The sequence below is a fragment of the Luteibacter sahnii genome (assembly GCF_034063545.1).
GTDB lineage: Bacteria > Pseudomonadota > Gammaproteobacteria > Xanthomonadales > Rhodanobacteraceae > Luteibacter > Luteibacter sahnii.
Map to the genome: position 1 here is coordinate 868,263 of NZ_JAQLOK010000001.1, position 23,167 is coordinate 891,429.

Sequence of the window (23,167 nt, forward strand, 5' to 3'; positions counted from 1 at the left end):
GGAATCTATGCCCGCGCTCCCCGAACGCATGCAATCCGGATCGCCGTATCCCCTCGGCGCCACCTGCGACGGCATGGGCACGAACTTCGCGGTGTTTTCCGCCCATGCGGAACGCATCGAACTGTGCCTGTTCGACCCGTCGGGCAAACGCGAAATCGCCCGCTACGATCTGCCCGAGTGCACCGACGAGGTCTGGCACGGTTACCTGCCGCGCGTGCGCGGCGGTGCACTCTACGGCTTTCGCGCCCATGGCCCGTACTTGCCCGAAGAAGGCCACCGCTTCAATCCGAACAAGCTCCTTCTCGACCCGTACGCGCGCCTTCTGCACGGGCAGGTGCGCTGGTCCGACGCGCTGCACGGCTACCGCGTCTCGTCGCCCCGCGAGGATCTCTCTTTCGACCGGCGCGACAGCGCCGCCGCCATGCCTAAGGCGGTGGTGGTGGACGAGCCCATGCATTGGCGCCGCGGGACCAACCGGCCGCATACGCCGTGGAACCAGACCGTCATCTACGAGACCCACCTGAAGGGGTTCACGCGCACGCTCAAGCGCATCCGTCCCCACGAACGGGGCACCTTCATCGCGCTGGCCGATCCCTACGTCATCGATTACCTCGTCAAGCTTGGCGTCACGGCGGTCGAACTGCTGCCCGTACACGCCTTCCTCCAGGATCGCCGCCTTGCCGAACTGAAGCTGCGCAACTACTGGGGCTACAACACGATGGCGTTCTTCGCGCCCGAGCCGTCGTACCTGGCCGAGGGCACGCTGAGCGAGATCCGCGCGGCCGTGCAGGCCCTGCACGCGGCCGGCATCGAGGTGATCCTCGACGTGGTCTACAACCACACGTGCGAAGGCAGTGAAATGGGCACCACGATGATGTTCCGCGGGCTCGACAACAAGAGCTATTACCGGCTCATGCCGGACAACCCGCGCTACTGCATCAACGACACGGGCACCGGTAACACGGTCAACACCGCGCATCCCCGCGTGTTGCAGCTGGTCATGGACTCGCTGCGCTACTGGACGCAGACCTTCCACATCGACGGCTTCCGCTTCGACCTCGGCGTGAGCCTGGGCCGGGAGGAGCATGGCTTCGATCCGAACAGCGGCCTGTTCGATGCGATGCGGCAGGATCCGGTACTGGCCAGCGTCAAGCTGATTTCCGAGCCGTGGGACATCGGCCCGGGCGGCTACCAGTTGGGCAACCATCCCCCGGGTTTCGGCGAGTGGAACGGCAAGTTCCGTGACGACGTGCGCCGTTTCTGGAAAGGCGACTCAGGCATGCGCGGGGCGCTCGCCGGCCGGCTCCAGGCTTCGGGCGACCTGTTCGACCACCAGCGGCGCAAGCCCTGGGCATCGGTGAACTTCATTACCGCGCACGATGGCTTCACCCTGGAAGACCTCGTCAGCTACAACGACAAGCACAACGACGCCAACGGCGAGGACAACCGCGACGGTGGCAACGACAACGAGAGCTTCAACCATGGCGTCGAAGGTCCCTCCGATGACCCCGCGATCGTCGAGGTTCGCGACCGGGTCAAGCGGGCGCTGCTGTCCACGCTGTTCTTTTCCAACGGCACGCCGATGCTGCTCGGGGGCGACGAATTCGGCCGGACGCAGAACGGCAACAACAACGCCTACTGCCAGGACAACGAACTGTCGTGGTTCGACTGGAAGCTCGCCGCGACCGACCGCAGTGGCGAACTGACCGACTTCGTGGCGCGGCTGGTTCGGCTGCGTGCCCAGCATCCGACGTTGCGCTCGCCGATTTTCCTGCGAGGCGACGTGGAGGTTATTCCCGGTATCCGGGAGGTCACATGGTTCGACGAGAGCGGCGCGGAGATGACGCTGGACACCTGGGGCTATACCGAAGGCCGCCTGCTTGCGGTGCGCCGCGCGTTGCCGCACGGTGAGAAGCGCGCCGACATCACGCTGCTTCTCATCAACGGCACGCCTGACGCGCACCTGTTCCGGCTGCCGGAGCCGGCCGCCGCCTGGCGCATCCGCTCCGACAGCGCCAAACCCACCGCTGGCGACATCCCGTGGCAGGACACCTCGGTCGAGGTGCAGGGCCACAGCGTGATGCTTCTGGCCACCATGATCCGCAAGGAACCCGCATGACACCTCGGCATGCCCATGCCATGCCCTATGGCGCGAAGCCTCTGGGCGACGGTCGCGTACGTTTCCGTCTCTGGGCCCCGGATGTCGACTCGGCCGCCATCGAATGCGAGGACGGCGGGACATCGACGTTGCGCGGGCTCGACGACGGCTGGTTCGAATGCGTCTGCGACGTGGCGATCGGTGCTGGCTACCGGTTCCGCCTCGGCAACGATCTGGCGATCCCGGATCCGGCGTCGCGCCGGCAGCGCGACGGCGACGTCCACGGCTATAGCGTCGTCGTCGATCCCGGCAGCTACGCGTGGCGGCACGACGACTGGGTCGGTCGGCCGTGGCGGGAGACGGTGCTGTATGAACTGCACGTCGGCGCGTTCGGCGGCTACCGTGGCGTGCGCGACGCGCTTCCCGGCCTGGCGGCCCTGGGTATCACCGCCATCGAACTGATGCCGATCGCGGAGTTCGCGGGCGAACGCAACTGGGGCTACGACGGTGTGCTGCCGTTCGCGCCCGCCGCCGCCTACGGCTCGCCCGATGAACTCAAGGCGATGATCGACGATGCCCACGGGTTGGGCCTGATGGTGTTTCTCGACGTGGTCTATAACCATTTCGGACCGGAAGGAAACTACCTGGGCGCCTACGCGTCGCCGTTTTTCGACGAGGGCATCCATACGCCCTGGGGCGCGGCCATCGGGGTGTCCACCCCGCAAGTGGGCGACTACTTCGTACACAACGCGCTCTACTGGCTGGAGGAATACCGCTTCGACGGGCTGCGCTTCGACGCCGTGCACGCGATCGGCAATCCCGGCTGGCTCAGCTCGCTCGCCGCGCGCGTCCATGCGTCGATCGGTCCCGACCGGCATGTGCACCTCGTGCTGGAAAACGAGGCGAACCAGGCGCACCTGCTGGGGCGCGGGCGCTTCGACGCACAGTGGAACGACGACTTCCACAACGCGCTGCACGTGTTGCTGACCGACGAATCGGAAGGCTACTACCAGCACTACCACCCCCCGATGGAAAAACTCCTGCGCAGCCTGCGTGACGGGTTCGCGTTTCAGGGTGAGGCGATGGGTGACAAGCGGCGTGGCGAGCCCAGCGCGCATCTGCCGGCCGTGCGTTTCGTGAATTTCCTGCAGAACCACGACCAGGTCGGCAACCGTGCGCTCGGTGACCGGCTCACGTCGCTGGTGCCCGAAGAGACGATGGAGGCGGCACTGGTGCTGCTCCTGCTCGCGCCGTTCGTCCCGATGCTGTTCATGGGCGAGGAGTGGGGCAGCCGTACCCCGTTCCTGTTTTTCACCGATTTTCCCGATGAAGCGTTGCGCAAGGCTGTGCGCGACGGGCGGCGCAAGGAGTTCGAGGGATTCGCCGGGTTTTCCGGCGAAGACATTCCCGATCCCAACGCACGCGACACGTTCGAGCGGTCGGTACCCGGGCCTGACGCGACGGTCGGGAACGCGCGGCATGAACTCGTGCGCGAACTGATCGCAGTGCGTCGGGAATACCTCGTGCCGCATCTGGACGATGCGCGCGGCGAACATGCCCAGGCGCTGGGCGAGAAGGCCTTCGTCGCCTGCTGGTCGCTCGGTTCGACGAGGCTGACTCTCTTCGTCAATCTCGGCGACACCGACGTCACGCTGGAGCGTCCACCATCGCCGGCGGCGGCGTGGCTTCACGGCTCCGCGTCCGACATTGCCGCCGTATCGCGTGGCGCGATCCCCGCCCGCCGCGCACTGGCCTGCCTGGAGTCCTGATCCGTGAACGTTCCGCTCGACGATCGTCTTGCCTTGCTGGCCGACCAGGCCGGCGTGGATGTGCATTGGCGGGATGCGCTGGACCGTCCCCAGTCGACGCCCGCGAGCACCCTGCGTATCGTCCTTCGCGCGCTGGGCCTGCCCGCGGACAGCGCCGACGACGTCGAGGCGAGCCTGCGGATGCTCGACGACGAACGCCAGGGGCGGCGTCCGCCCCGCCTGGTCACCGCCGACGCCGGCGGGGGCATTGAGCTGGTGCCGGCACAGCGGGGCCGACGCTGGAAGATCGTCGGCGAGGATGAACGCGTGCTGGGCGATGGTGAACTGCCCAGCGGTGTATCGACGCTTCCCGCGCCCGCGCAGCCGGGCTATTACACGCTGTGGCTCGACGACGACGAAGTCACCCTCGCCGTGGCGCCCCCACGCGCCTTCGGCATCGGCGACATCCAGGGTGCGCACCGCCCCTGGGGCATGGCCGTGCAGGTATCCGGCCTGCGCCGTCCAGGCGACGGCGGCATCGGCGATTTCACTGCGCTGGAACTGGGCGCGCGCGCCGCGGCCGAGAAGGGGGCCGACGCGCTCGCGATCAGCCCGGTGCACGCGCTGTTCGCCGCCGCGCCGGAACGCTACAGCCCCTACGCTCCGTCGAGCCGGCTGTTTCTCAACGGACTTTACATCGACCCCGCGCATACCAGCGGCGAAAAGAGCGTGCGCGCCGTCATCGACACGTACAACCTGCGCCAGGAACTGGCCGACCTGGAGTGGCTCGACCTGATCGACTGGCCCCGTGCGGCCCGTGCACGCATGACGATCCTGCGTTCGGTCTATGAATGGCAGTCGGTCGACTCCGCGCATGCCGAACGATTCGCCGCCTTCCGGCGCGACCAGGGGGTCCCGCTTGAACGGCACGCGCGGTTCGAGGCCCTGCATGCCGACTTTACCGCGCACGGTCGCCCTGGCGGTTGGCAAGGCTGGCCGGCCGCGTTTCGCGATCCCTCCTCGCCGGAGGTTGCCGCGTTCGCCCGCGAACACTCGCGCGAGGTGGCCTTCCACGCGTGGCTGCAATGGCTGGCCGCGCGCGGCCTGTGCGGCGTGCAGAAAGCCGCCCGCGACGCCGGCATGAAGATCGGCCTCGTCACCGACCTCGCCGTGGGCGCCGACGCCGGGGGCAGCCAGGCGTGGGCGCATCAGTCGGAAATGCTCCACGGCCTGGGCGTGGGCGCGCCGCCTGATGCGCTCAATCGCCTGGGCCAGGACTGGGGACTGACCACGTTTTCCCCGCGAGGCCTTCGCGAATCCGGCTTCAAGGGTTTTATCGGCATGCTGCGCGCGGCGCTGGCGCATTCCGGCGGCGTGCGCATCGACCACATCCTGAGCCTCAAGCGCCTGTGGATGGTGCCGCACGGCGCCCAACCCACCGAAGGCGCCTACGTGCGGTATCCCTTGACCGATCTCCTGCGGCTCGTCGCCCTGGAATCGCACCGTCACCGGGCCATCGTCATCGGTGAAGACCTCGGCACGGTGCCGTCCGATTTCCGCCGCAGCATTGCCGACGCCGGCGTGTTGGGCATTCGGGTGCTCTGGTTCGAACGCGCGCAGGACGGCGGTTTCATCGCGCCAGGCGACTGGTCGCACAACGCGATGGCGACCACCAGCACGCATGATGTATCGACCGTGGCCGGCTGGTGGAGCGGGCGCGACGTGGAGTGGCGCAAACGCACGGGCCTGGACGACCCCGAGGTCGACGAAGTCGCGCAGCGCGACCTGGAGCGCCGCCGCCTGTGGAGCGCGATGTGCGCGTCGAACTCCGCGTGGAATGAAGACAGTCCACCCGCACCCGACGACATCTCCCCGGTGGTGGTCGCCGCGGCCAAGCACGTGGCGCAGACGCCTGCGCCGCTGGCCATTTTTCCCGTGGAAGATGTGCTCGGCCTGCACGAGCAGCCGAACCTTCCCGGCCCCACCGACGCCGTGCATCCGAACTGGCGCCGCCGCATGCCCGACACCACGTCGCGGCTGTTCGACGGCAAGATTGCCCATGCGGTGTGCGCGGCGATCGACCAGACCCGGAACCGTACATGAGCCCACCCCGTTCGCTCGCCCGCCTGCAGTTCCATGCGGGTTTCACGCTCGACGACGCCGTGGGCGTGGTCGACTACTACGCCCGCCTGGGTGTGAGCCATCTCTACGCGTCGCCGATCCTGCGCGCGCGGGCCGGCTCGACACACGGCTACGACGTGGTCGATTGCCACCAGGTGAACCCGGAGATCGGTGGGGAAGACGCACTGCGTCGCCTCGTGGCGGCGTTGCGCGAACGCGGCATGGGCCTGATCGTCGACATCGTGCCCAACCACATGGGCATCGGGCCCGAAAACGCGTGGTGGACCGACGTGCTCCGCCACGGCCGCGAGAGCCGTTACGCCCAGTACTTCGACATCGACTGGCAGTCGCCCGACCCGTTGTTGCGTGGGCGCCTCCTGCTGCCGGTACTCGGCGCGGGGTACGACGCCACGCTGCGCGAGGGGCACCTGCACCTCGTGCGCCGACGCGGCGAGTGGGCCTTGCGACTGTACGACGATCACCTTCCTCTCTCACCCGCATCGGTACGCGATCTGGGCGACGACGCCGAGGCGCGGCACGACCCCTCGACGGACGAGGGCAGGGCGCGCCTGCATGAGCTCATCGAGCGGCAGCACTATCGCCTGGCGTTCTGGAAACTCGCCAGCGACATGGTCAACTACCGACGCTTCTTTGACGTCAACGAACTGGCCGGCCTGCGCATCGAGCGTCACGTCGTTTTCGAAGATACGCATGCGACGATCTTCCGGCTCTACGCCGAGGGACTGATCGACGGCGTACGTTGCGACCACGTCGACGGCCTGGCCGATCCGCGTGGTTATTGCCGTCGCCTCCGCCACCGCCTGGAACGGCTGCGTACGCGTCGTCCTCCGGGTGCGCCTCGCGACGCGGCCTACCTGGTGGTGGAGAAGATCCTTGCCGAGGACGAGCCGCTGCGGACCGACTGGCGCGTCGACGGCACCACCGGCTACGAGTTCATGGACCAGGTGTCCGCCGTGCTGCACGATGAGGCCGGCGAGAGCGTGTTGACCGGGCTGTGGCGCGACGTGACCGGCGACGCCGCCGATTTCGCCACGCAGGCCGTACGGGCGCGCCGCCAGATCCTCGTCGACAGCTTCGAATCCGAACTGGACCGCACCGCTCGTGCCTTGTTCGTGGCGGCGCGTGCCGACGTGGCGTCGCGCGACGTGTCGCTGGCGGGCATCCGCCGTGTGCTGGTCGAGCTGTTGGTGCATTTCCCCGTCTATCGTACGTACGCGGGTGGCATGGGGCGCGATGCCTTCGACGAGGCGATTTTCAGCCGCGCCGTGGAAGGGGCGCTGCGCACCGTGCGCGGCGAGGACGCCGACCTGCTGCACCTGGTCGCTGGCTGGTTGGGGGGCGAGCCCTTGCGCGCGCTTCCGCCTGGCCCCGCGCGACGGGCGAGGGCGCGTGCGATCGCCGTCTTCCAGCAAGCCACCTCGCCCGTGGCGGCGAAGGCCGTGGAAGACACGGCGGGTTACCGTTATGGCCGGTTGCTGTCGCGTAACGAGGTGGGCGTGGACGCGGCGCGCCTTGCCCTGTCGACCGACGCGTTTCACGCGCGTTGCGCCGAGCGGGCGTCCACGTTTCCGCACACGCTGCTTACCACCGCCACCCACGATCACAAGCGCGGGGAGGATCTACGCGCGCGCCTCGCGGTGCTGTCCGAGATGGCCGGGCGCTGGACCGCGGCCGTCGATCGCTGGCGCGAACGGCATGCACCGTTCCGGCAACGTGCCGAAGGACGACTGGCGCCGTCGGCCGCCGACGAGCTGATGCTTTACCAGATGCTGGTCGGCGCCTGGCCTTTGGACCTGACCCCCGCTGACGAGGAGGGCCTGGAGCGGTTCGCGTCCCGCGTGGCGGCCTGGCAGCGCAAGGCGTTGCGCGAGGCCAAGCGGTGGACGCGCTGGACCTCGCCGAACGAGCCCTACGAAGACGCCTGCGAAGACTTTCTTCGCGCCATGCTGTCGGGGGAGGCCGCTACCGAACTGTACGCCTTCGCCCAATACCTCGCCGCGCCCGGTGCGGCCAACGGGCTGGCGCAGACCGTGTTGCGACTGACCACGCCCGGCGTGCCCGATCTTTACCAGGGCAGTGACGACTGGGACTTCAGCCTGGTTGACCCCGACAATCGCCGGCCGGTCGATTTCACCCGTCGTTCCGCCTCGCTGGCGCAGGACCGCCCGCTTGCCGATGCCGTGGTCACCTGGCGCGACGGATCGGTCAAGCAGGGGGTGATCCGCGCGCTGCTCTGCCTGCGCAAGACACACCCGGAACTCTTCGCCCGGGGCGACTACAGGCCGCTGGCCGCCGTGGGTCCGGCATCGGGTCGCGTGCTGGCCTTCGTCCGCGAGCATCGGGGACGCAAGCTGCTCGTCGCCGTGGGCCGGCACCTGGCGCCGTGGCTGGCGGGCGAGGCCGCGCCGACGGTGCCGGCGGCGCGTTGGGCCGGCACCACGCTCGAACTGCCGGAGGGCGAGTGGCGGGCCGTGCTGGCCGGTGGCCGCCTCGACGGCGGCCGGGTGGATGTCGCCCGGGTGTTCGACGGGCTGACCGTGGGCGTTTGGGTCTCGGGATGACAGGCGGGGGCGGGACGTGTCGTCGGCGCCGGCCGGCTAGCACGCCCCCCGCCCCCTGTCCACGGCGCTACCATACCGGTTTCGCGTCTGAGGTAATCCCATGGCCCCTTCGGCTGTCGTCCCCGTCCTGACCATCGATGGGCCCTCCGGCTCGGGCAAGGGCACCATCAGTCGCATGGTGGCGGATACGCTGGGTTGGCGCCTGCTCGACTCCGGCGCGCTCTACCGCGCCGTGGGCTACGCGGCGGGGGAGGAGGGCATCGACCTCTCCGACGTGGAGGCCGTCACCCGCTGCGCCCAGACGGTGAAAATCCGCTTCCAGCCCAGCGCCGATGGCGGCGAGACCCACGTCATCGTCAACGGCCATGACGCCACCGCCGAGTTGCGCACGGAAACCGCCGGCGCGGCCGCCTCGGCCATCGCGGTGATCCCCAGCGTGCGCCAGGCCCTGGTCGACCTGCAGCTGGGCTTCCGCAAGGCGCCCGGCCTGGTGGCGGACGGTCGCGATATGGGCACGGTGATCTTCCCCGACGCCGCCCACAAGGTATTCCTTACGGCCAGTGCCGCCGAACGGGCGAAAAGGCGCTATAAGCAGTTGAAGGATAAGGGGCTGAGCGTTACACTTGGGGTTCTTCAGCGAGAGATCGAGGCGCGCGACGAGCGAGATGCGTCGCGGGCGGTCGCCCCGTTGAAGCCCGCCGAGGGCGCCGTGGTGATCGATACCACCGGCATGCCCATCGACGCGGTGGTGGCAAAGGTTCTCGCCGTGGTGCGTCCCTGAGGGCGCATCCGGCAAAGCACTCGCGCGGTAGGCGCGGGTTTTTAGGCAACGGTGCAGGGGCCGTCTCCCACGAGTCGCTCCGATGCACCCACAACCGGTGGGTCCCCCGTCCGCTCGCGTTCAAGACGCACGCCGGCGCCGGGTACGGCCTTTCATAACCCTGGAATCAACATGACTGAAAGTTTTGCCGAACTGTTTGAACAGAGCCAGCAGGCCATTTCGAAGCTGAAGCCCGGCTCCATCGTCACGGGTATCGTTGTGGAAATCCGCAACGACGTGGTGGTGATCAACGCCGGCCTGAAGAGCGAAGGCATCGTTCCGATCGAGCAGTTCAAGGACGAGAACGGCGCTCTCGAAGTGGAAGTGGGCGACGAAGTCAAGGTCGCGCTCGACGCGCTCGAAGACGGCTTCGGCGAGACCAAGCTCTCCCGCGAGAAGGCCAAGCGTTCGATGGTGTGGGACGACCTCGAGCAGGCGTTCGACAAGGAAGAGACCATCACCGGCAAGATCTCCGGCAAGGTCAAGGGCGGCTTCACGGTCGACATCAAGGATGTCCGCGCGTTCCTGCCGGGCTCCCTCGTCGACGTGCGTCCGGTCCGTGACCCCGTCTACCTCGAGGGCAAGGACCTCGAGTTCAAGATCATCAAGCTCGACCGCAAGCGCAACAACGTCGTCGTCAGCCGCCGTGCGGTCGTCGAGACGGAGTTCTCCGAAGAGCGCGAGAAGCTGCTCGAGCGCCTCACCGAGGGCGCGGTCGTCAAGGGTGTGGTGAAGAACCTCACCGATTACGGCGCGTTCGTCGACCTCGGCGGCATCGACGGCCTCCTGCACATCACCGACATGGCGTGGAAGCGCGTCCGTCACCCGTCCGAAGTGGTCAACGTCGGCGACGAGCTCGACGTGCGCGTGCTCAAGTACGACCGCGAGCGCAACCGCGTGTCGCTCGGCCTCAAGCAGCTCGGCGACGACCCGTGGGTCGCCATCGCCCGCCGCTACCCGGTCGGCAGCCGCCTGTTCGGCAAGGTCTCCAACGTCACCGATTACGGCTGCTTCGTCGAGATCGAGCCGGGCGTCGAAGGCCTGGTGCACGTGTCCGAGATGGACTGGACCAACAAGAACGTCAACCCGGCCAAGGTGGTTCAGGTCGGTGACGAGACCGAGGTCATGGTGCTCGACGTCGATGAAGAGCGTCGTCGTATCTCCCTGGGCATCAAGCAGACCCGTTCGAACCCGTGGGAAGCCTTCGCCGCCATGCACAAGAAGGGCGACAAGGTCTCCGGCCAGATCAAGTCGATCACCGATTTCGGTATCTTCATTGGCCTGGAAGGCGGCATCGACGGTCTCGTCCACCTGTCCGACATCTCGTGGCAGGCCTCGGGTGAAGACCTCGTTCGCAACTTCAAGAAGGGCGACGAAGTCGAGGCCGTGGTGCTGGCCGTCGATCCGGAGCGCGAGCGCATCTCCCTCGGCATCAAGCAGATGGAGCAGGATCCGTTCGGCCAGTTCATGGCCACGAATCCGCGCGGTACGGTCCTGAACGGCACGGTCCGCGAAGTCGACGCCAAGGGTGCCACCATCGACCTGGGCGAAGGCGTCGAGGGCTACATCCGCGCCAACGACATCGCCAAGGAACGCGTGGAAGACGCCACGCAGTACCTGAAGGTCGGCGACAAGGTCGAGGCGAAGTTCACCGGCATGGATCGCAAGGGCCGTCAGCTGCAGCTGTCGATCCGCGCGAAGGACGAGGAAGAACTGGCCGATACGATGGCCGACTACCAGTCCGCCGCCGGCGGCACGACCAAGCTCGGCGCGCTCCTCAAGGAGCAGATGAACAAGGCCGACTGACGTCGGACGGGGGAGCGGTTCGCCGCTCCCCCGATTCATGCAGCACCGGATCCACGTTTCGAGTCCAGCGTTAAAGAAGAACCAGGGGACCCATGACAAAGTCGGAACTCATCGAGGCGCTGGCGCGGCGTCAGACCCATCTCGCCTTCAGCGACGTGGAACTCGCCGTCAAGAGCGTGCTCGAGCAGATGAGCCATGCCCTGTCCAGCGGTGAGCGCATCGAGATCCGCGGCTTCGGCAGCTTTGCCCTGCATTTCCGTCCGCCGCGCATGGGGCGCAACCCCAAGACCGGCGAGGCCGTGGCCCTGCCAGGCAAGCACGTACCGCATTTCAAACCAGGCAAGGAACTCCGCGAACGCGTGAACCTGGCCATCGAGAACAACGCCGCGCAGTGACGCGGCGTTTTTCTTTTGCAACCTCCCGACCCCTCCGCGAGCACTCACGGGCAAACAACCTGTACGAAATCGTAATCGCGGCATCCCATGCCATTCATGATTCGGGTACAGTCGCCGGATGCGTCTGATCGCCATACTTTTCCTGCTGTTATTCGCCGCCGCCGGCATCGTTTTCGGCGCGCTCAACGCCGATTCGGTGCCTTTCGATGTCGGTGTGGCGCGGCTGTCGTTGCCCAAGGGCGGAGCCCTGCTCGTCGCCCTGCTCGTGGGGTGGATCCTCGGTGGCATCACCGCCTGGGTGGGCACGTCATTCGCCCATCGGCGCAAGCGCCGTCGCGCCCTCGGCCAGACCAAGGTAGCCAGCGCGTCGTCCCCATGAACCCGATCTGGCTGTTGGCGCTCGTACCTCCGCTGGCGTTCGCCTCCGGCTGGTGGCTGGCCCGTCGCACCCACGCCCGTCGTTCCGGTGAACGGGTCAACGAACTTTCCTCCGACTACTTCCGCGGCCTCAATTACCTGCTGAACGAAGAGCAGGACAAGGCCCTGGAAGTGTTCCTGCGCCTGGCCGAATACAACCGCGACACGGTCGAGACGCACCTTGCGCTGGGCAACCTGTTCCGCAAGCGCGGCGAGGTCGACCGCGCGATCCGGCTGCACCAGCACCTGGTGTCGCGCCAGGGGCTGTCCGACGAAATGAAGACGGTGGCCTTGCTCGAACTGGGCGAAGACTACATGCGCGCGGGCTTGCTCGATCGGGCGGAAACCTTGTTCTCCGATCTGGTCGCGATGGATGCGCTGGCGCCCTCGGCGCTGCGCCATCTCATCGCCATTTACCAGCACGAGCGCGAGTGGCACAAGGCGATCGACCATGCCCGCCGCCTCGAAACGATGACCGGCGAAGACGAGTCGCCGATGATCGCCCAGTTCTATTGCGAGCTGGCGGAGCAATCCCGCCTGCACGGGGCCCGCACCGAGGCCCGCGACTACGTGCGCGAGGCGTTCGCCTGCCAGCGCGACTGCGTGCGTGCCCACATGATCGCCGGGCGCCTGTCCGCCGAAGACGACGACATGCCCGCGGCCATCGCCTCCTATGAAGCGGCCATCGATGCCGACATCGCCTTCGTGCCGGAGATCCTCCCGCCGCTACTGAACTGTTATGCCCGCTCGCAGCAGATGGATCGGGCCGAAGCGTTCCTGCGCGACATCATGCAGCGTTACCACGGCATCTCGCCGGTGCTGGCGCTCACCCGGCTTTACGAAGGGCGCGACGGCGAACGCACGGCCATCGATTTCCTCACCGGCCAGTTGCGCAAGCGCCCCTCGGTGCGCGGCCTGATGGCGCTCATCGACGCCACCATGGACAAGGTCTCGGGCGAGGCGCGCGAAAATTACCTGATCCTGCGCGACCTCACCCGCAAGCTGCTCGAAGGGCAGGCGATGTACCGCTGCAGCCGTTGCGGTTTCGGTGCCAAGGCCCACCATTGGCAGTGCCCGAGCTGCAAGAACTGGGGCACCGTTCGCCCGATCCACGGCGTGGCGAACGAATGAGCGGCCAGACGCTCCTTCTCGGCTGCGTCGCCCTGGCCCTGGTGGTGTCGTTCGCCTGTGTCCGGGCGGCCATTGCCTACGCCCATCGACGGGGCATGCTCGATGCGCCGGGCCATCGCCGTTCGCATACGATGCCTACCCCCCGGGGCGGCGGTATCGGCATCGTGGCTGGCGCCCTCGCGGGCATGCCAGCGGCGCTGTTGCTCCTGCCGGGTTCGCCCGGGGCAGCGACCACGACGGCATTCAGCGTCGCCACGATCGCCGTGGCGGCCATCGGCTGGCTCGACGACCACGGATCCCTCCCGATCCGGCCGCGCCTGCTCATCCAGCTGGCGGCCACGCTGCTGCTGAGCGTGGCCCTGGCGGCCGGCACCGCCGGTCTGCTCTGGGCCGTGCCCCTGCTGCTGGCGGGGGTCTGGTGCATCAACCTGCACAATTTCATGGACGGCATCGACGGCCTGGCGGCGCAGCAGGCCATGTTCTTCGGCGCAGCCTCGGCGGCGCTCGCCGCGTCGGCCGGTAGCCCGGCGATCGCGGGCGCCGGGCTCGCGATGGCCGCCGCCGCCACCGGATTCTGGTGGTTCAACCGGTCGCCCGCCCGCATTTTCATGGGCGACGTCGGCAGCGGCACGCTGGGACTCATGGTGTTTGCGCTCACGGCCATGCTCTGGGCGTTTCGTACGAACCTGCTGTGGCCCACGCTCGTGTTCTCCTCGGCCTTCGTCATCGACGCCACCTTGACGCTGCTGGGGCGCATGCTGCGCGGTGCGCGCTGGTACACTCCGCATCGCGAGCACCTATATCAGTGGCTCGTGAGACGTCGGGGGGCGTCGCACCGTCGCGTGGCCCTGGGCTATCTCGCGTGGAACGTTCTGGTCTGCATTCCCGTCGCATGGATCGCGTACCGCCTGCCGGCGGCGGCGCCTTTGTGTTTCGTGGCAACGTACGTGATGGGCGCCATGGTCTGGCGTAATGGCAAGCGGAGTTGCTTGCGTCGAAGGGAGCGACATGTTTCTGCGTAAATTCATCGGCATCATCCATCCACGCACCGCGGTGGTCGCCCACGACCTGGCCATGGCCGCGCTCGCATGGTGGATCGCGAAATCGCTGCGCTATGCGCTGATGCCGGATCTCTCCCCCGTCACCTACCTGCCGATGGAGTTTCCCATCGTGCTGCTGGTGCAGGGCGCGGTCTTCAACTGGACCGGCCTCTACAAAGGCGTATGGCGCTTCGCGAGCCTGCCTGACCTGTGGAACATCATCCGTGCGACCGTCGTGGGCGCGCCGATCATCGGCGTGGCCATGGCCATGTACGCCCGGCTCGACGGCGTGCCGCGGTCGGTACTGCTGGTCTACCCGGTGGTGCTGGTGCTGCTGCTCGGTTTGCCGCGGCTGAGCTACCGCTTCTGGAAGGACAGCCGGATCGATCTCTTCCAGTCGACCCCGACCAAACGGGTACTCATCGTAGGCGCGGACCGGGCCGGCGACGCCCTGGCGCGCGACCTGCGCCGCGACAGCCGTTACAGCGTCATCGGTTTCGTCGACGACAACACGGCCCTGCGCGGCGCGCAGATCGGTGGCGTGCCGGTCCTGGGCACCATCGACCAGCTCGCCGAGCTGTCGAAGGCGGTCGCGGTGCAGATGCTGCTCATCGCGGTGCCGGGCGCCACCACGGTGCAGATGCGCCGTATCGTCGCGTTCTGCGAAAGCACGGGCCTGCCGTTCCGTACCGTGCCCCGGCTCGAAGACGTCGTCGCCGGTCGCGCCCAGTTCAACGAAATCAAGGAGGTCGCGATCGAAGACCTCCTTGGCCGGGACGCGGTGGAACTGGACTGGACGGCCATTCGCGAGAACGTGAGCGGTCGCCGCGTGCTGGTGACGGGCGGCGGTGGCTCCATCGGTTCCGAACTCTGCCGCCAGGTCGCCCGGCTGGGCGCCCAGGCGCTGACCGTGGTGGAGATGTCCGAGTACAACCTCTACCGCATCGGACAGGAACTCACGTCGGCTTACCCCGAACTCATCTTCAACGGCGTGCTGGCCGATGCCCGCGAAGCGGTGGCGATCAACCGCCTCTTCGAGGAGACCCAGCCGCAGATCGTCTTCCACGCTTCTGCCTACAAGCACGTGCCGATGCTTCAGGGCCAGTTGCGCGAGGCCTTCCGCAACAACGTGATGGGTACCCGCGTGGTGGCCCAGGCGGCCGTGCGCTGCGGCGTGGAGTCGTTCGTGCTGATCTCCACCGACAAGGCCGTGAACCCGACGTCGGTGATGGGCGCCTGCAAGCGCATGGCCGAGATCTGGTGCCAGAACCTCAACGCGCACACCTCTACACGTTTCATTACGGTGCGCTTCGGTAACGTCCTGGATTCCGCCGGGTCGGTGGTTCCTCTGTTCCGCCGGCAGATTCGCCAGGGCGGACCGGTGACCATCACGCATCCGGAGATCTCGCGTTACTTCATGACCATTCCCGAAGCCTGCCAGTTGATCCTGCAGGCGGCGAGTTTGGGCCGAGGCGGCGAGATCTTCGCGCTCGACATGGGTGACCCGGTGAAGATCCGCGATCTGGCCGAGCAGATGATCCGTCTGGCCGGCAAGCGTCCCGGCGTCGACGTGCAGATCGTCTACACGGGCCTGCGCTCGGGCGAAAAGCTTTTCGAAGAACTGTTCCACCCGTTGGAGAACTACACCAGCACGACGCACGCCAAGATCTTCCAGGCCCAGCATCGCCAGGTCTCGTGGGACATGCTGCAGACGCAGTTGTCCCGGGCCGAGGAAGCCGTGGGCCACTTCGACGAAGAAACCCTGCGTCGCTGCGTTTCGCAGCTGCTGCCGTCGTTCCGCTGGGGCGAGGCGCAGACCGATAACGTCGTGCCGCTACGCCGCAATGAGAATGGAGACATCGCATGACACAACCCCTGCGCACGGTGGTATTTCCGGTGGCTGGCCTGGGCACGCGCTTCCTGCCCGCGACCAAGGTGGTGGCCAAGGAAATGCTCCCGGTGCTCGACCGGCCGCTCATCCAGTACGCCGTGGACGAAGCCGTCGACGCCGGTGCCGACACGCTGGTGTTCGTCACCAACCGCTACAAGCACGCGATCGCCGACTACTTCGACAAGGCGTATGAGCTGGAAGAAAAGCTCGCCGAGAAGAACAAGGCCGAGCTGCTCGATATCCTTCGCGGCATCCTTCCGTCGCGCGTGCGTTGCGTGTTCGTCACCCAGCCGGAGGCCCTCGGGCTGGGCGACGCGGTGCTGCGCGCCGCCCCGGTGGTCGGCAACGAGCGTTTCGGCGTGATGCTTCCCGACGACCTGATCTGGAACAAGGGCAAGGGCGCCCTGCGCCAGATGGCCGAAGTGGCCGCCGCCAACGACGCCGGCGTGATCGCGGTGGAAGAGGTGCCGCAGGCCGACACCGACAAGTACGGCATCGTCGACGCCACCGAGGCGGTGAGCGATCGCGCGACGGTGATCCGCCACATGGTGGAAAAGCCCAAGCCGGCCGACGCGCCGTCAAACCTCGCCGTGGTGGGGCGCTACGTGCTGCCATGCGAGATCTTCAATTATCTGAAGAACACCACACCGGGTGCGGGCGGCGAGATCCAGCTCACCGACGCCATCGAAAACCTGCTCAAGGACCAGCGCAAGGTGCTGGCCTATCGCTTCGAAGGGACGCGCTTCGATTGCGGCAACAAGGCCGGGCTGGTGCGCGCCACCATGGCCATGGCGCTGGAAGACCCCAAGCTCGCGCCGATCGTGCGCGAGTACGCCAACAAGGCATAAACCTCCGCGCGTGCGCCGTGGCCCGGTCCTTGCCGGTGCCACGGCGCACGCGCCGACGCTTCGCCATCACTCCACCGGCAGCGTTGCCATGAAGGTCGGCCGCCGATACGCCTTGACCTGCTGTTCGAGCGCGTACGCGATGCCGATCAGCGTCGGTTCGCTCCACTTCGTGCCGAAGAACACCACGCCCACCGGCAGTTCGTGCGCGAATTCGACCGGAAGCGTAATCGACGGGTAGCCCGCGATGGCCGCGGGCGCGGATACGCCACCCACGGTCGGATCGCCGCTCACCACGTGGTCGCCCAGCACGAGGTCCGTCGTAAAGGCAGGCCCCCAGCTTGGCGCGAGCAGGGCGTCCAGGTGGTCTTTCTCCAAGGCCGCGTCGATGCCTTCCGGGCCGGCGAGTCGCCGGTTGGTGTCGCGTTTCTCGATGAAGGCCGGGTCATCCACGCCGCCTTTGGCCTGCGCGGCCAGGAACAGATCCTGACCGAACCATGGCATCTCCTTCGCCGCTTCGCGTTCGTTGAAGGCGATCAGGTCGGCCAGGGTCCTCATCGGCTGATCGGGACGCGTCGCCAGATAGGCGGCTATGTCGTGCTTGAAGTCGGTGAGCAGCACGTCGAGTTCGCGCTGGCTCAGTTCGTTCAGGTGGGGAATCGTGACCGGATCGACGACGATCGCCCCCTGCGCCTTGAGCACGGCGATGGTATGGGCCAGCGCGCGGTCGGCGTTGGGCTCGATGCCCGCCAGTTGGCGCGCCACGCCGATGCGCTTGCCACGCAGGGCATTGGGATCGAGGAATCGCGTGTAATCCGTCGCATGGCGGTCCGCCTCGGCGGTGGCCGGGTCGCGGGCGTCGCTGCCGGCGATAACCGAGAGCACGGTCGCCGCATCGGCGACGCTGCGCGCCATCGGTCCGGCGGTGTCCTGCGTGGCCGAAATGGGAATGATGCCCATGCGGCTGACCAGGCCGACCGTCGGCTTGATGCCGACCAGCCCTGTCATGGACGCGGGGCAGAGGATCGAGCCGTCGGTCTCGCTGCCGATCGCCGCCGTGGCGAGGCCCGCTGCCACCGCGGAACCGGAGCCCGCGCTGGAGCCGCACGCGTTGCGGTCGAGCACGTAGGGGTTTCGTGTGAGGCCGCCGCGTCCCGTCCAGCCGCTGGTGGCGTGGGCGGAACGCATGTTGGCCCACTCGCTGAGGTTGGCCTTGCCGAGGATGATCGCGCCGGCCTTGCGTAACTTCGCGGTGACCGTCGCGTCGCGTGGCGCCGGTTTCGACGTCAGGGCAAGGGAGCCGGCGGCGGTCATCATGCGATCGCCCGTGTCGATGTTGTCCTTGAGCACGATCGGAATGCCGGCCAGCGGCCCCTTGCCGCCCGCCTTCGCCGCGATGGCGAGCGCATCGGGGTTGGTCTCGATCACCGAGCGCAGGTTCGGCCCCGCGTGGTCGATCGTGGCAATGCGATCCAGGAACAGGCGCGTCACGCCGTCGGGCGTCAGCGTGCCGTGGGCATAGGCCTCGCGGAGCGTCGCGATCGACGCGAAGGCATCGTCCTGGGTGGCCTCGCGGGCCTGTGCCGCGAGCGGCAGCGCGAGCGCCAGCGACATCGCGAGACGGGATACGTGCGTCATGAGCGGTCTCTCCCCCGAGTGGTCCGCGCATCGTATCGCTAATCGGCGGCTATACTCGACCGCTCAAGGGGAGAATGCGATGCGACGCTGGTTCTTGCTCGTGCTCATGCCGTTCGCCGCGCTGGCGCAGGAGTCGCCAGCGCCCGACACGCTTGCGCAACGCATCGCCGCCTGCACGAGTTGCCACGGCGAGCGCGGCGAGGGGGGCGACAACGGCTTCAATCCGCGCCTCGCCGGCAAGCCGGAGGGCTACCTGCATCGACAGCTGCTGGCGTTCCAGCGGGGCCTGCGTCACTACCCGATCATGGAGCACATGGTGGCACCGCTGACCGATGCCTACATGCGTGAGATCGCCACGTATTTCGCCGCGCAGGACGTCCCCTACGCGACCCATCCCACGCCGGCGATGTCGCCCCAGGCGGTGACACGCGGCGAGCAGCTTGCCACGAAGGGCGACCCGGCCCGTGGAATCCCGCCATGCATGGCCTGCCACGGTCCCCAGCTCGCCGGCGTGCAGCCGGACATCCCCGGGCTCGTCGGCCTGCCTTACGATTATCTCAGCGCCCAGCTCGGGGCGTGGCGCACCGATACCCGCGGCACGATCGCGCCCGATTGCATGGCCACCATCGTCAGCCGCCTCACCGACTCGGACATCAGTGCGGTATCCGCCTGGCTGGCGTCGCGGCCGGTGCCCGCCGATGCCCATGCGGCCGCCGCCGGCAGCGTGGCGCCGCCGTTGCGCTGCGGCGTGCTGGGGGGATGACCATGCGCATCGCCCTGCGCGTTCTTCTCGCTGCCGCGCTGATCCTTGGCGCCGCCGCCGCCCAGGCCGACGATCCCGTCGCGCGTGGCCGCTACCTTGCCACCGTCGGCGATTGCGTGTCGTGCCACACCACGCGCAACGGTTCGCCCTTCGCCGGTGGCCGCGTCGTGGCGACCCCGTTCGGCGGCATTCCCTCTCCCAACCTCACCCCCGACCGCGCGACGGGCCTCGGTGCCTGGAGCGCGGACGACTTCTACCGTGCGATGCACGAGGGCAAGGGGCATGACGACGAGTCGCTGTACCCTGCGTTTCCTTTCACGTCCTACACGAAGCTGACCCGCGTCGACACCGACGCGATCTTCGCTTACCTCAAGAGCCTGCCCCCCGTTCGCAACCCGCGCACGGAAACCACGTTGCGCTTTCCCTACCGGATGCGCTCGCTGATGGCGCCGTGGCGGGGATGGTTCTTCGACGAGGGCGAATACGTCCCCGATCCGGCGCGCTCCGCTGCCTGGAATCGCGGTGCGTACCTCGTGGAAGGGTTGGGCCACTGCAATGAATGCCATGCGCGAAGGAACAGCTTCGGCGCACCGGTGACCGATCCGATCCTCGCCGGCGGCATCATTCCCGTGCAGAACTGGTACGCGCCCGACCTCTCGATGGCCGCCAACGGCGGGCTGGAGGGCTGGACCGAAACCGACGTGATCGAACTGCTGAAAACCGGCCGCTCGTCCCATGGCGTGGCGCTGGGGCCGATGGCCGAGGTCGTGATGCGCAGTACGCAATACGTGACCGACACCGATCTGGCCGCGATGGCTACCTACCTCGCCTCCCTGCCGGGACGCGCGCCGCGGCCGACTCCGGAGGCGATCCCCGACGCGGCCGATCTCGCGGCACGGGGCGAAACCGTCTACGCGAAGCAGTGCGCCGGCTGCCACGCCGTCGATGGGCGGGGGAAGGGCGCGGCCTATCCGCCGCTGGACCGCAATCCCTCCGTGCTCGACCCCACCGGTATCAATACCGTACGCGCGGTGCTTTCCGGGGGATTCGCGCCAGCGACGGCCGGCAATCCGCGTCCGTATTCCATGCCGCCGTTCTCCCAGCGCCTCACGGACGACGAGGTGGCGGCGGTCGTCACCTACATCCGCCAGGCCTGGTCGAACAAAGCCGCCGCGGTCTCGCCGAACGACGTGCGGGCCTATCGCTCCGTGCCGGGCGGCTGAGCGCCGACGAGTCGGGCAAGGTCGTGCCAGGTGGCGACGTTCCACGCGCCCCGTGCCTGGCCGGACGGCGAGGGCAGCACGAACAGCCGCGTGGCGCCCCAGGTCGTGGCTTGCAGCCCGTAGTCGATCTTGCCACCGAGGGCCGCCCGACCCGCGTGCTTGCTGGTGAACGCCAGCACGCGCGGCCCCACGCGGGCGATGCGCTGCTTCAGCGCGTCGACGTCGAAGGCGTCGCGGGGCAACTGATCGTCGTTGCCGTAGTGGAACTTCGCCAGGTCGGTCAGGCCGATGCCGAAGCCGTTGATCAGGGGAAACTCGGCGGGCGCAAGCTGGCGAGGCGTGAGTCCGGTGGCGAACAACGTGCGCCAGAACAGGTTGCCGGGATGCGCGTAATACGCGCCCTCGCGTGCCGAACGGGCGCCGGCTGCCGTGCCGCAGAACACGACCGAGAGGCCGGGTTGCAGCAGGTCCGGAAGCACGTGGTCACTCGTGCGGGGGAAGGGGCAGGTCGCCTTGTCGGTCTTCAACGTAATAGAGCGGGCGTCGTTTGGTTTCCGCATACGTGCGGCCCACGTACTCGCCGATCAAGCCGATCGCCAGCAACTGCGCGCCGCCGAGGAAGAGGATCACCACCATCAGGGTGGGGTAGCCGCGCACCGGATCGCCCCAGATCATCGCCTTGACGAACACCCATGCGGCATACGCGAACGAGAGGAGGGCCGCGGCCAGGCCGGTCCATGAGGCGACGCGCAGCGGCGCCGTCGAAAACGACGTGACGCCTTCGATCGCGAGATTGGCCAGGCGCCAGTAGTTCCACTTGGTGGTGCCGGCGTTGCGCGCGTCGCGGTCGTAGACCAGCGACGCCTGGCGGTAGCCGATCCAGGCGAACAGCCCTTTCATGAAGCGCTGGCGCTCGCGTAACGCGTTCACCGCCTGCACCGCGCGCCGGTTCATGAGCCGGAAGTCTCCCGTGTCGCGCGGCACGGGCGTGTTCGAGAGCCGTTCCATCGCGCGGTAGAAGGAGGCCGAGGTAAGCTTCTTGAACCAGGTTTCGCCGTCGCGCCGTGCCCGCGTGGCATAGACCACGTCGAAGCCGTCGGCTGCGCGCTGGAGCAGGGCGGGGATCAGCTCGGGCGGGTCCTGCAGGTCGGCGTCGATGACCACGAGCGCATCGCTGTCGACATGGTCCAGGCCCGCGGTCATCGCCGCTTCCTTGCCGAAGTTGCGCGACAGGCGCAACGCGCGCACCCGCGCGTCGACGGCGGCCAGTGCGACGATGCGTGCCCAGGTATCGTCGCGACTGCCGTCGTCCACATACAGCACGCGGCTGTCGAGCGTAAGGCCGTCCAGCACGGTGGCGAGGCGACGGTGGAACGCGTCGATCACCTCCGCCTCGTTATAGGCGGGCACGAGCACGGTGAGCGTCTGGAAAGAGGTCATCGACAGGGCGGGATAAGAGGCCGGAGAGCGCACTTTACCCATTGTGGACATCGCTTGTCCTAGAGTGAGCGACATGAGCACTTCCGACTGGATGCCAGACGTGGCCCATCCGTGGACGCGCTTCGCGCTGATCGTCGTGATCGCGCTGGCTGTCGCGGGTCTTCTCCGCCGGGTGGTAAACGCCGTGTTGCGGCGTTTCGCCATCCACCACCCGATGGGCGCATCGATCATCCGCCGCGCGAATGCGCCGATGGAGGCTATCGTCCCGCTGGCGATGCTGTTGGTGGCGTTCCGCGCGGCCCCTGACGAGCCTGCGCGGCTGGTCCGCGTGCTGGAGCACGTCGTGGGCGTGGCGCTGATCGTCGCCGTCACGTGGTTCATCGTCCGCTGTATCGGTGCGCTGGAAGCCGCCGTCACGCGTTTCAACCCCATCGATCTCGAAGACAACCTGCGTGCGCGCCGGTTGCAGACGCAGGTGCGCGTGTTGAGCCGCACGGCCATGGTCGTGGTCGTCGTTCTGGGCACCGCGGTGGTGTTGATGACGTTTCCCGGCGTGCGTCAGTTCGGCGCGAGCCTGCTCGCGTCGGCGGGACTGGCGGGCCTGGCTGTCGGCCTGGCCGCGAAGCCGGTGCTGGGCAATCTCATCGCCGGCATCCAGATCGCCCTGACCCAGCCCATCCGTATCGATGATGTGGTGATCGTGGAAGGCGAGTGGGGGCGTGTCGCGGAAATCACCAGCACGTACGTCGTGGTGAAGATATGGGACGAGCGGCGGATGATCGTGCCGTTGCAGTACTTTATCGAGAACCCCTTCCAGAACTGGACGCGCACCAGCTCGCAGATCCTGGGATCGGTGTTGCTGTGGTTCGACTACGGGTTGCCGTTGGAACCGCTGCGCGGTGAGCTCGAGCGTCTGTGCAAGAACGCGGCGGAGTGGGACGGGCGGGTCATGGTCTTGCAGGTGGTCGACAGCAACGATAAGGCGATGCAGGTGCGCGCCTTGGTGAGCTCCGCCGATTCAGGCAAGTCATTCGACTTGCGCTGCAAGGTGCGCGAAGGGCTGATTGCTTTCGTGCGCCGGGAATTCCCGACATTTCTGCCGCGTTACCGCGCAGACCTCGATGCGACGGAGCCGGTCGTGCCGCTGCCGCGCTGAGGTCACGGCGGTCCGCATCGCCCGCGGGGCGGGCGCCTGCACCACAAAAAAAA

General features: G+C 67.6%; 18 protein-coding genes. 15 read left to right on the forward strand and 3 right to left on the reverse strand.

Going from position 1 to position 23,167, the window contains the following annotated elements; translation table 11 throughout:
• Nucleotides 1–7: 7 nt before the first annotated feature.
• The 12 genes from glgX (at nt 8) to galU (ending at nt 16,897) form a co-directional block, all read left to right on the forward strand.
• A complete protein-coding gene (gene glgX, locus PI246_RS04005; protein ID WP_320549992.1) occupies nt 8–2,119 on the forward strand; it encodes a glycogen debranching protein GlgX in 2,112 nt (703 codons plus the stop codon).
• Complete coding sequence (gene treZ / locus PI246_RS04010) at nt 2,116–3,867, forward strand: malto-oligosyltrehalose trehalohydrolase (protein WP_320549993.1); 1,752 nt, start codon at nt 2,116–2,118, stop codon at nt 3,865–3,867. Before glgX ends, treZ begins: the two co-directional genes overlap by 4 nt.
• A 3-nt stretch (nt 3,868–3,870) precedes the next feature.
• Nucleotides 3,871–5,949 carry a 4-alpha-glucanotransferase gene (malQ, locus tag PI246_RS04015; protein ID WP_320549994.1) on the forward strand — a complete coding sequence of 693 codons (2,079 nt, stop codon included), beginning with the start codon at nt 3,871–3,873 and terminating at the stop codon, nt 5,947–5,949.
• On the forward strand, nt 5,946–8,549 hold the full coding sequence (gene treY, locus PI246_RS04020) for a malto-oligosyltrehalose synthase (protein WP_320549995.1): 2,604 nt from the start codon (nt 5,946–5,948) through the stop codon (nt 8,547–8,549). The genes malQ and treY overlap by 4 nt, the downstream gene beginning before the upstream one ends.
• A 100-nt stretch (nt 8,550–8,649) precedes the next feature.
• Nucleotides 8,650–9,330, forward strand: a complete 681-nt coding sequence (gene cmk, locus PI246_RS04025; RefSeq protein ID WP_320549996.1) for a (d)CMP kinase — start codon at nt 8,650–8,652, stop codon at nt 9,328–9,330.
• Between the two features lie 171 nt (nt 9,331–9,501).
• Entirely contained in the window at nt 9,502–11,175 is a 1,674-nt protein-coding gene (rpsA, locus tag PI246_RS04030) for a 30S ribosomal protein S1 (RefSeq protein ID WP_320549997.1), read from the forward strand.
• 92 nt (nt 11,176–11,267) lie between these two features.
• Nucleotides 11,268–11,570: an integration host factor subunit beta gene (locus tag PI246_RS04035; protein ID WP_320549998.1), complete on the forward strand. Its 303-nt coding sequence runs from the start codon at nt 11,268–11,270 to the stop codon at nt 11,568–11,570.
• 118 nt (nt 11,571–11,688) lie between these two features.
• The gene (locus PI246_RS04040; RefSeq protein ID WP_320549999.1) at nt 11,689–11,949 is read left to right on the forward strand and encodes a LapA family protein; all 261 of its coding nucleotides are present in this window, start codon (nt 11,689–11,691) and stop codon (nt 11,947–11,949) included.
• Nucleotides 11,946–13,118, forward strand: coding sequence for a lipopolysaccharide assembly protein LapB (gene lapB / locus PI246_RS04045; RefSeq protein WP_320550000.1), 1,173 nt, complete (start codon nt 11,946–11,948; stop codon nt 13,116–13,118). Before PI246_RS04040 ends, lapB begins: the two co-directional genes overlap by 4 nt.
• Nucleotides 13,115–14,140, forward strand: a complete 1,026-nt coding sequence (locus PI246_RS04050) for an MraY family glycosyltransferase (protein ID WP_320550001.1) — start codon at nt 13,115–13,117, stop codon at nt 14,138–14,140. The genes lapB and PI246_RS04050 overlap by 4 nt, the downstream gene beginning before the upstream one ends.
• On the forward strand, nt 14,127–16,025 hold the full coding sequence (locus PI246_RS04055; RefSeq protein WP_320550002.1) for a polysaccharide biosynthesis protein: 1,899 nt from the start codon (nt 14,127–14,129) through the stop codon (nt 16,023–16,025). Before PI246_RS04050 ends, PI246_RS04055 begins: the two co-directional genes overlap by 14 nt.
• Nucleotides 16,022–16,897 carry a UTP--glucose-1-phosphate uridylyltransferase GalU gene (gene galU / locus PI246_RS04060; RefSeq protein ID WP_320550003.1) on the forward strand — a complete coding sequence of 292 codons (876 nt, stop codon included), beginning with the start codon at nt 16,022–16,024 and terminating at the stop codon, nt 16,895–16,897. Before PI246_RS04055 ends, galU begins: the two co-directional genes overlap by 4 nt.
• A gap of 66 nt (nt 16,898–16,963) precedes the next feature.
• On the opposite strand, the gene PI246_RS04065 is transcribed toward galU, so the two are convergent.
• Nucleotides 16,964–18,532, reverse strand: a complete 1,569-nt coding sequence (locus PI246_RS04065) for an amidase (RefSeq protein WP_320550004.1) — start codon at nt 18,530–18,532, stop codon at nt 16,964–16,966.
• Between the two features lie 79 nt (nt 18,533–18,611).
• On the opposite strand from PI246_RS04065, the gene PI246_RS04070 reads away from it, so the two are divergent.
• Nucleotides 18,612–19,295, forward strand: coding sequence for a c-type cytochrome (locus tag PI246_RS04070; RefSeq protein WP_320550005.1), 684 nt, complete (start codon nt 18,612–18,614; stop codon nt 19,293–19,295).
• A 2-nt stretch (nt 19,296–19,297) separates the two neighbouring features.
• Complete coding sequence (locus PI246_RS04075; protein WP_320550006.1) at nt 19,298–20,518, forward strand: c-type cytochrome; 1,221 nt, start codon at nt 19,298–19,300, stop codon at nt 20,516–20,518.
• On the opposite strand, the gene PI246_RS04080 is transcribed toward PI246_RS04075, so the two are convergent.
• Entirely contained in the window at nt 20,494–20,997 is a 504-nt protein-coding gene (locus PI246_RS04080; RefSeq protein WP_320550007.1) for a mismatch-specific DNA-glycosylase, read from the reverse strand. The genes PI246_RS04075 and PI246_RS04080 overlap by 25 nt on opposite strands.
• Nucleotides 20,998–21,001: 4 nt before the next feature.
• Nucleotides 21,002–21,958, reverse strand: a complete 957-nt coding sequence (locus PI246_RS04085; protein WP_320550008.1) for a glycosyltransferase family 2 protein — start codon at nt 21,956–21,958, stop codon at nt 21,002–21,004.
• A 73-nt stretch (nt 21,959–22,031) separates the two neighbouring features.
• On the opposite strand from PI246_RS04085, the gene PI246_RS04090 reads away from it, so the two are divergent.
• The gene (locus PI246_RS04090; protein WP_320550009.1) at nt 22,032–23,114 is read left to right on the forward strand and encodes a mechanosensitive ion channel family protein; all 1,083 of its coding nucleotides are present in this window, start codon (nt 22,032–22,034) and stop codon (nt 23,112–23,114) included.
• Nucleotides 23,115–23,167 lie beyond the last annotated feature (53 nt).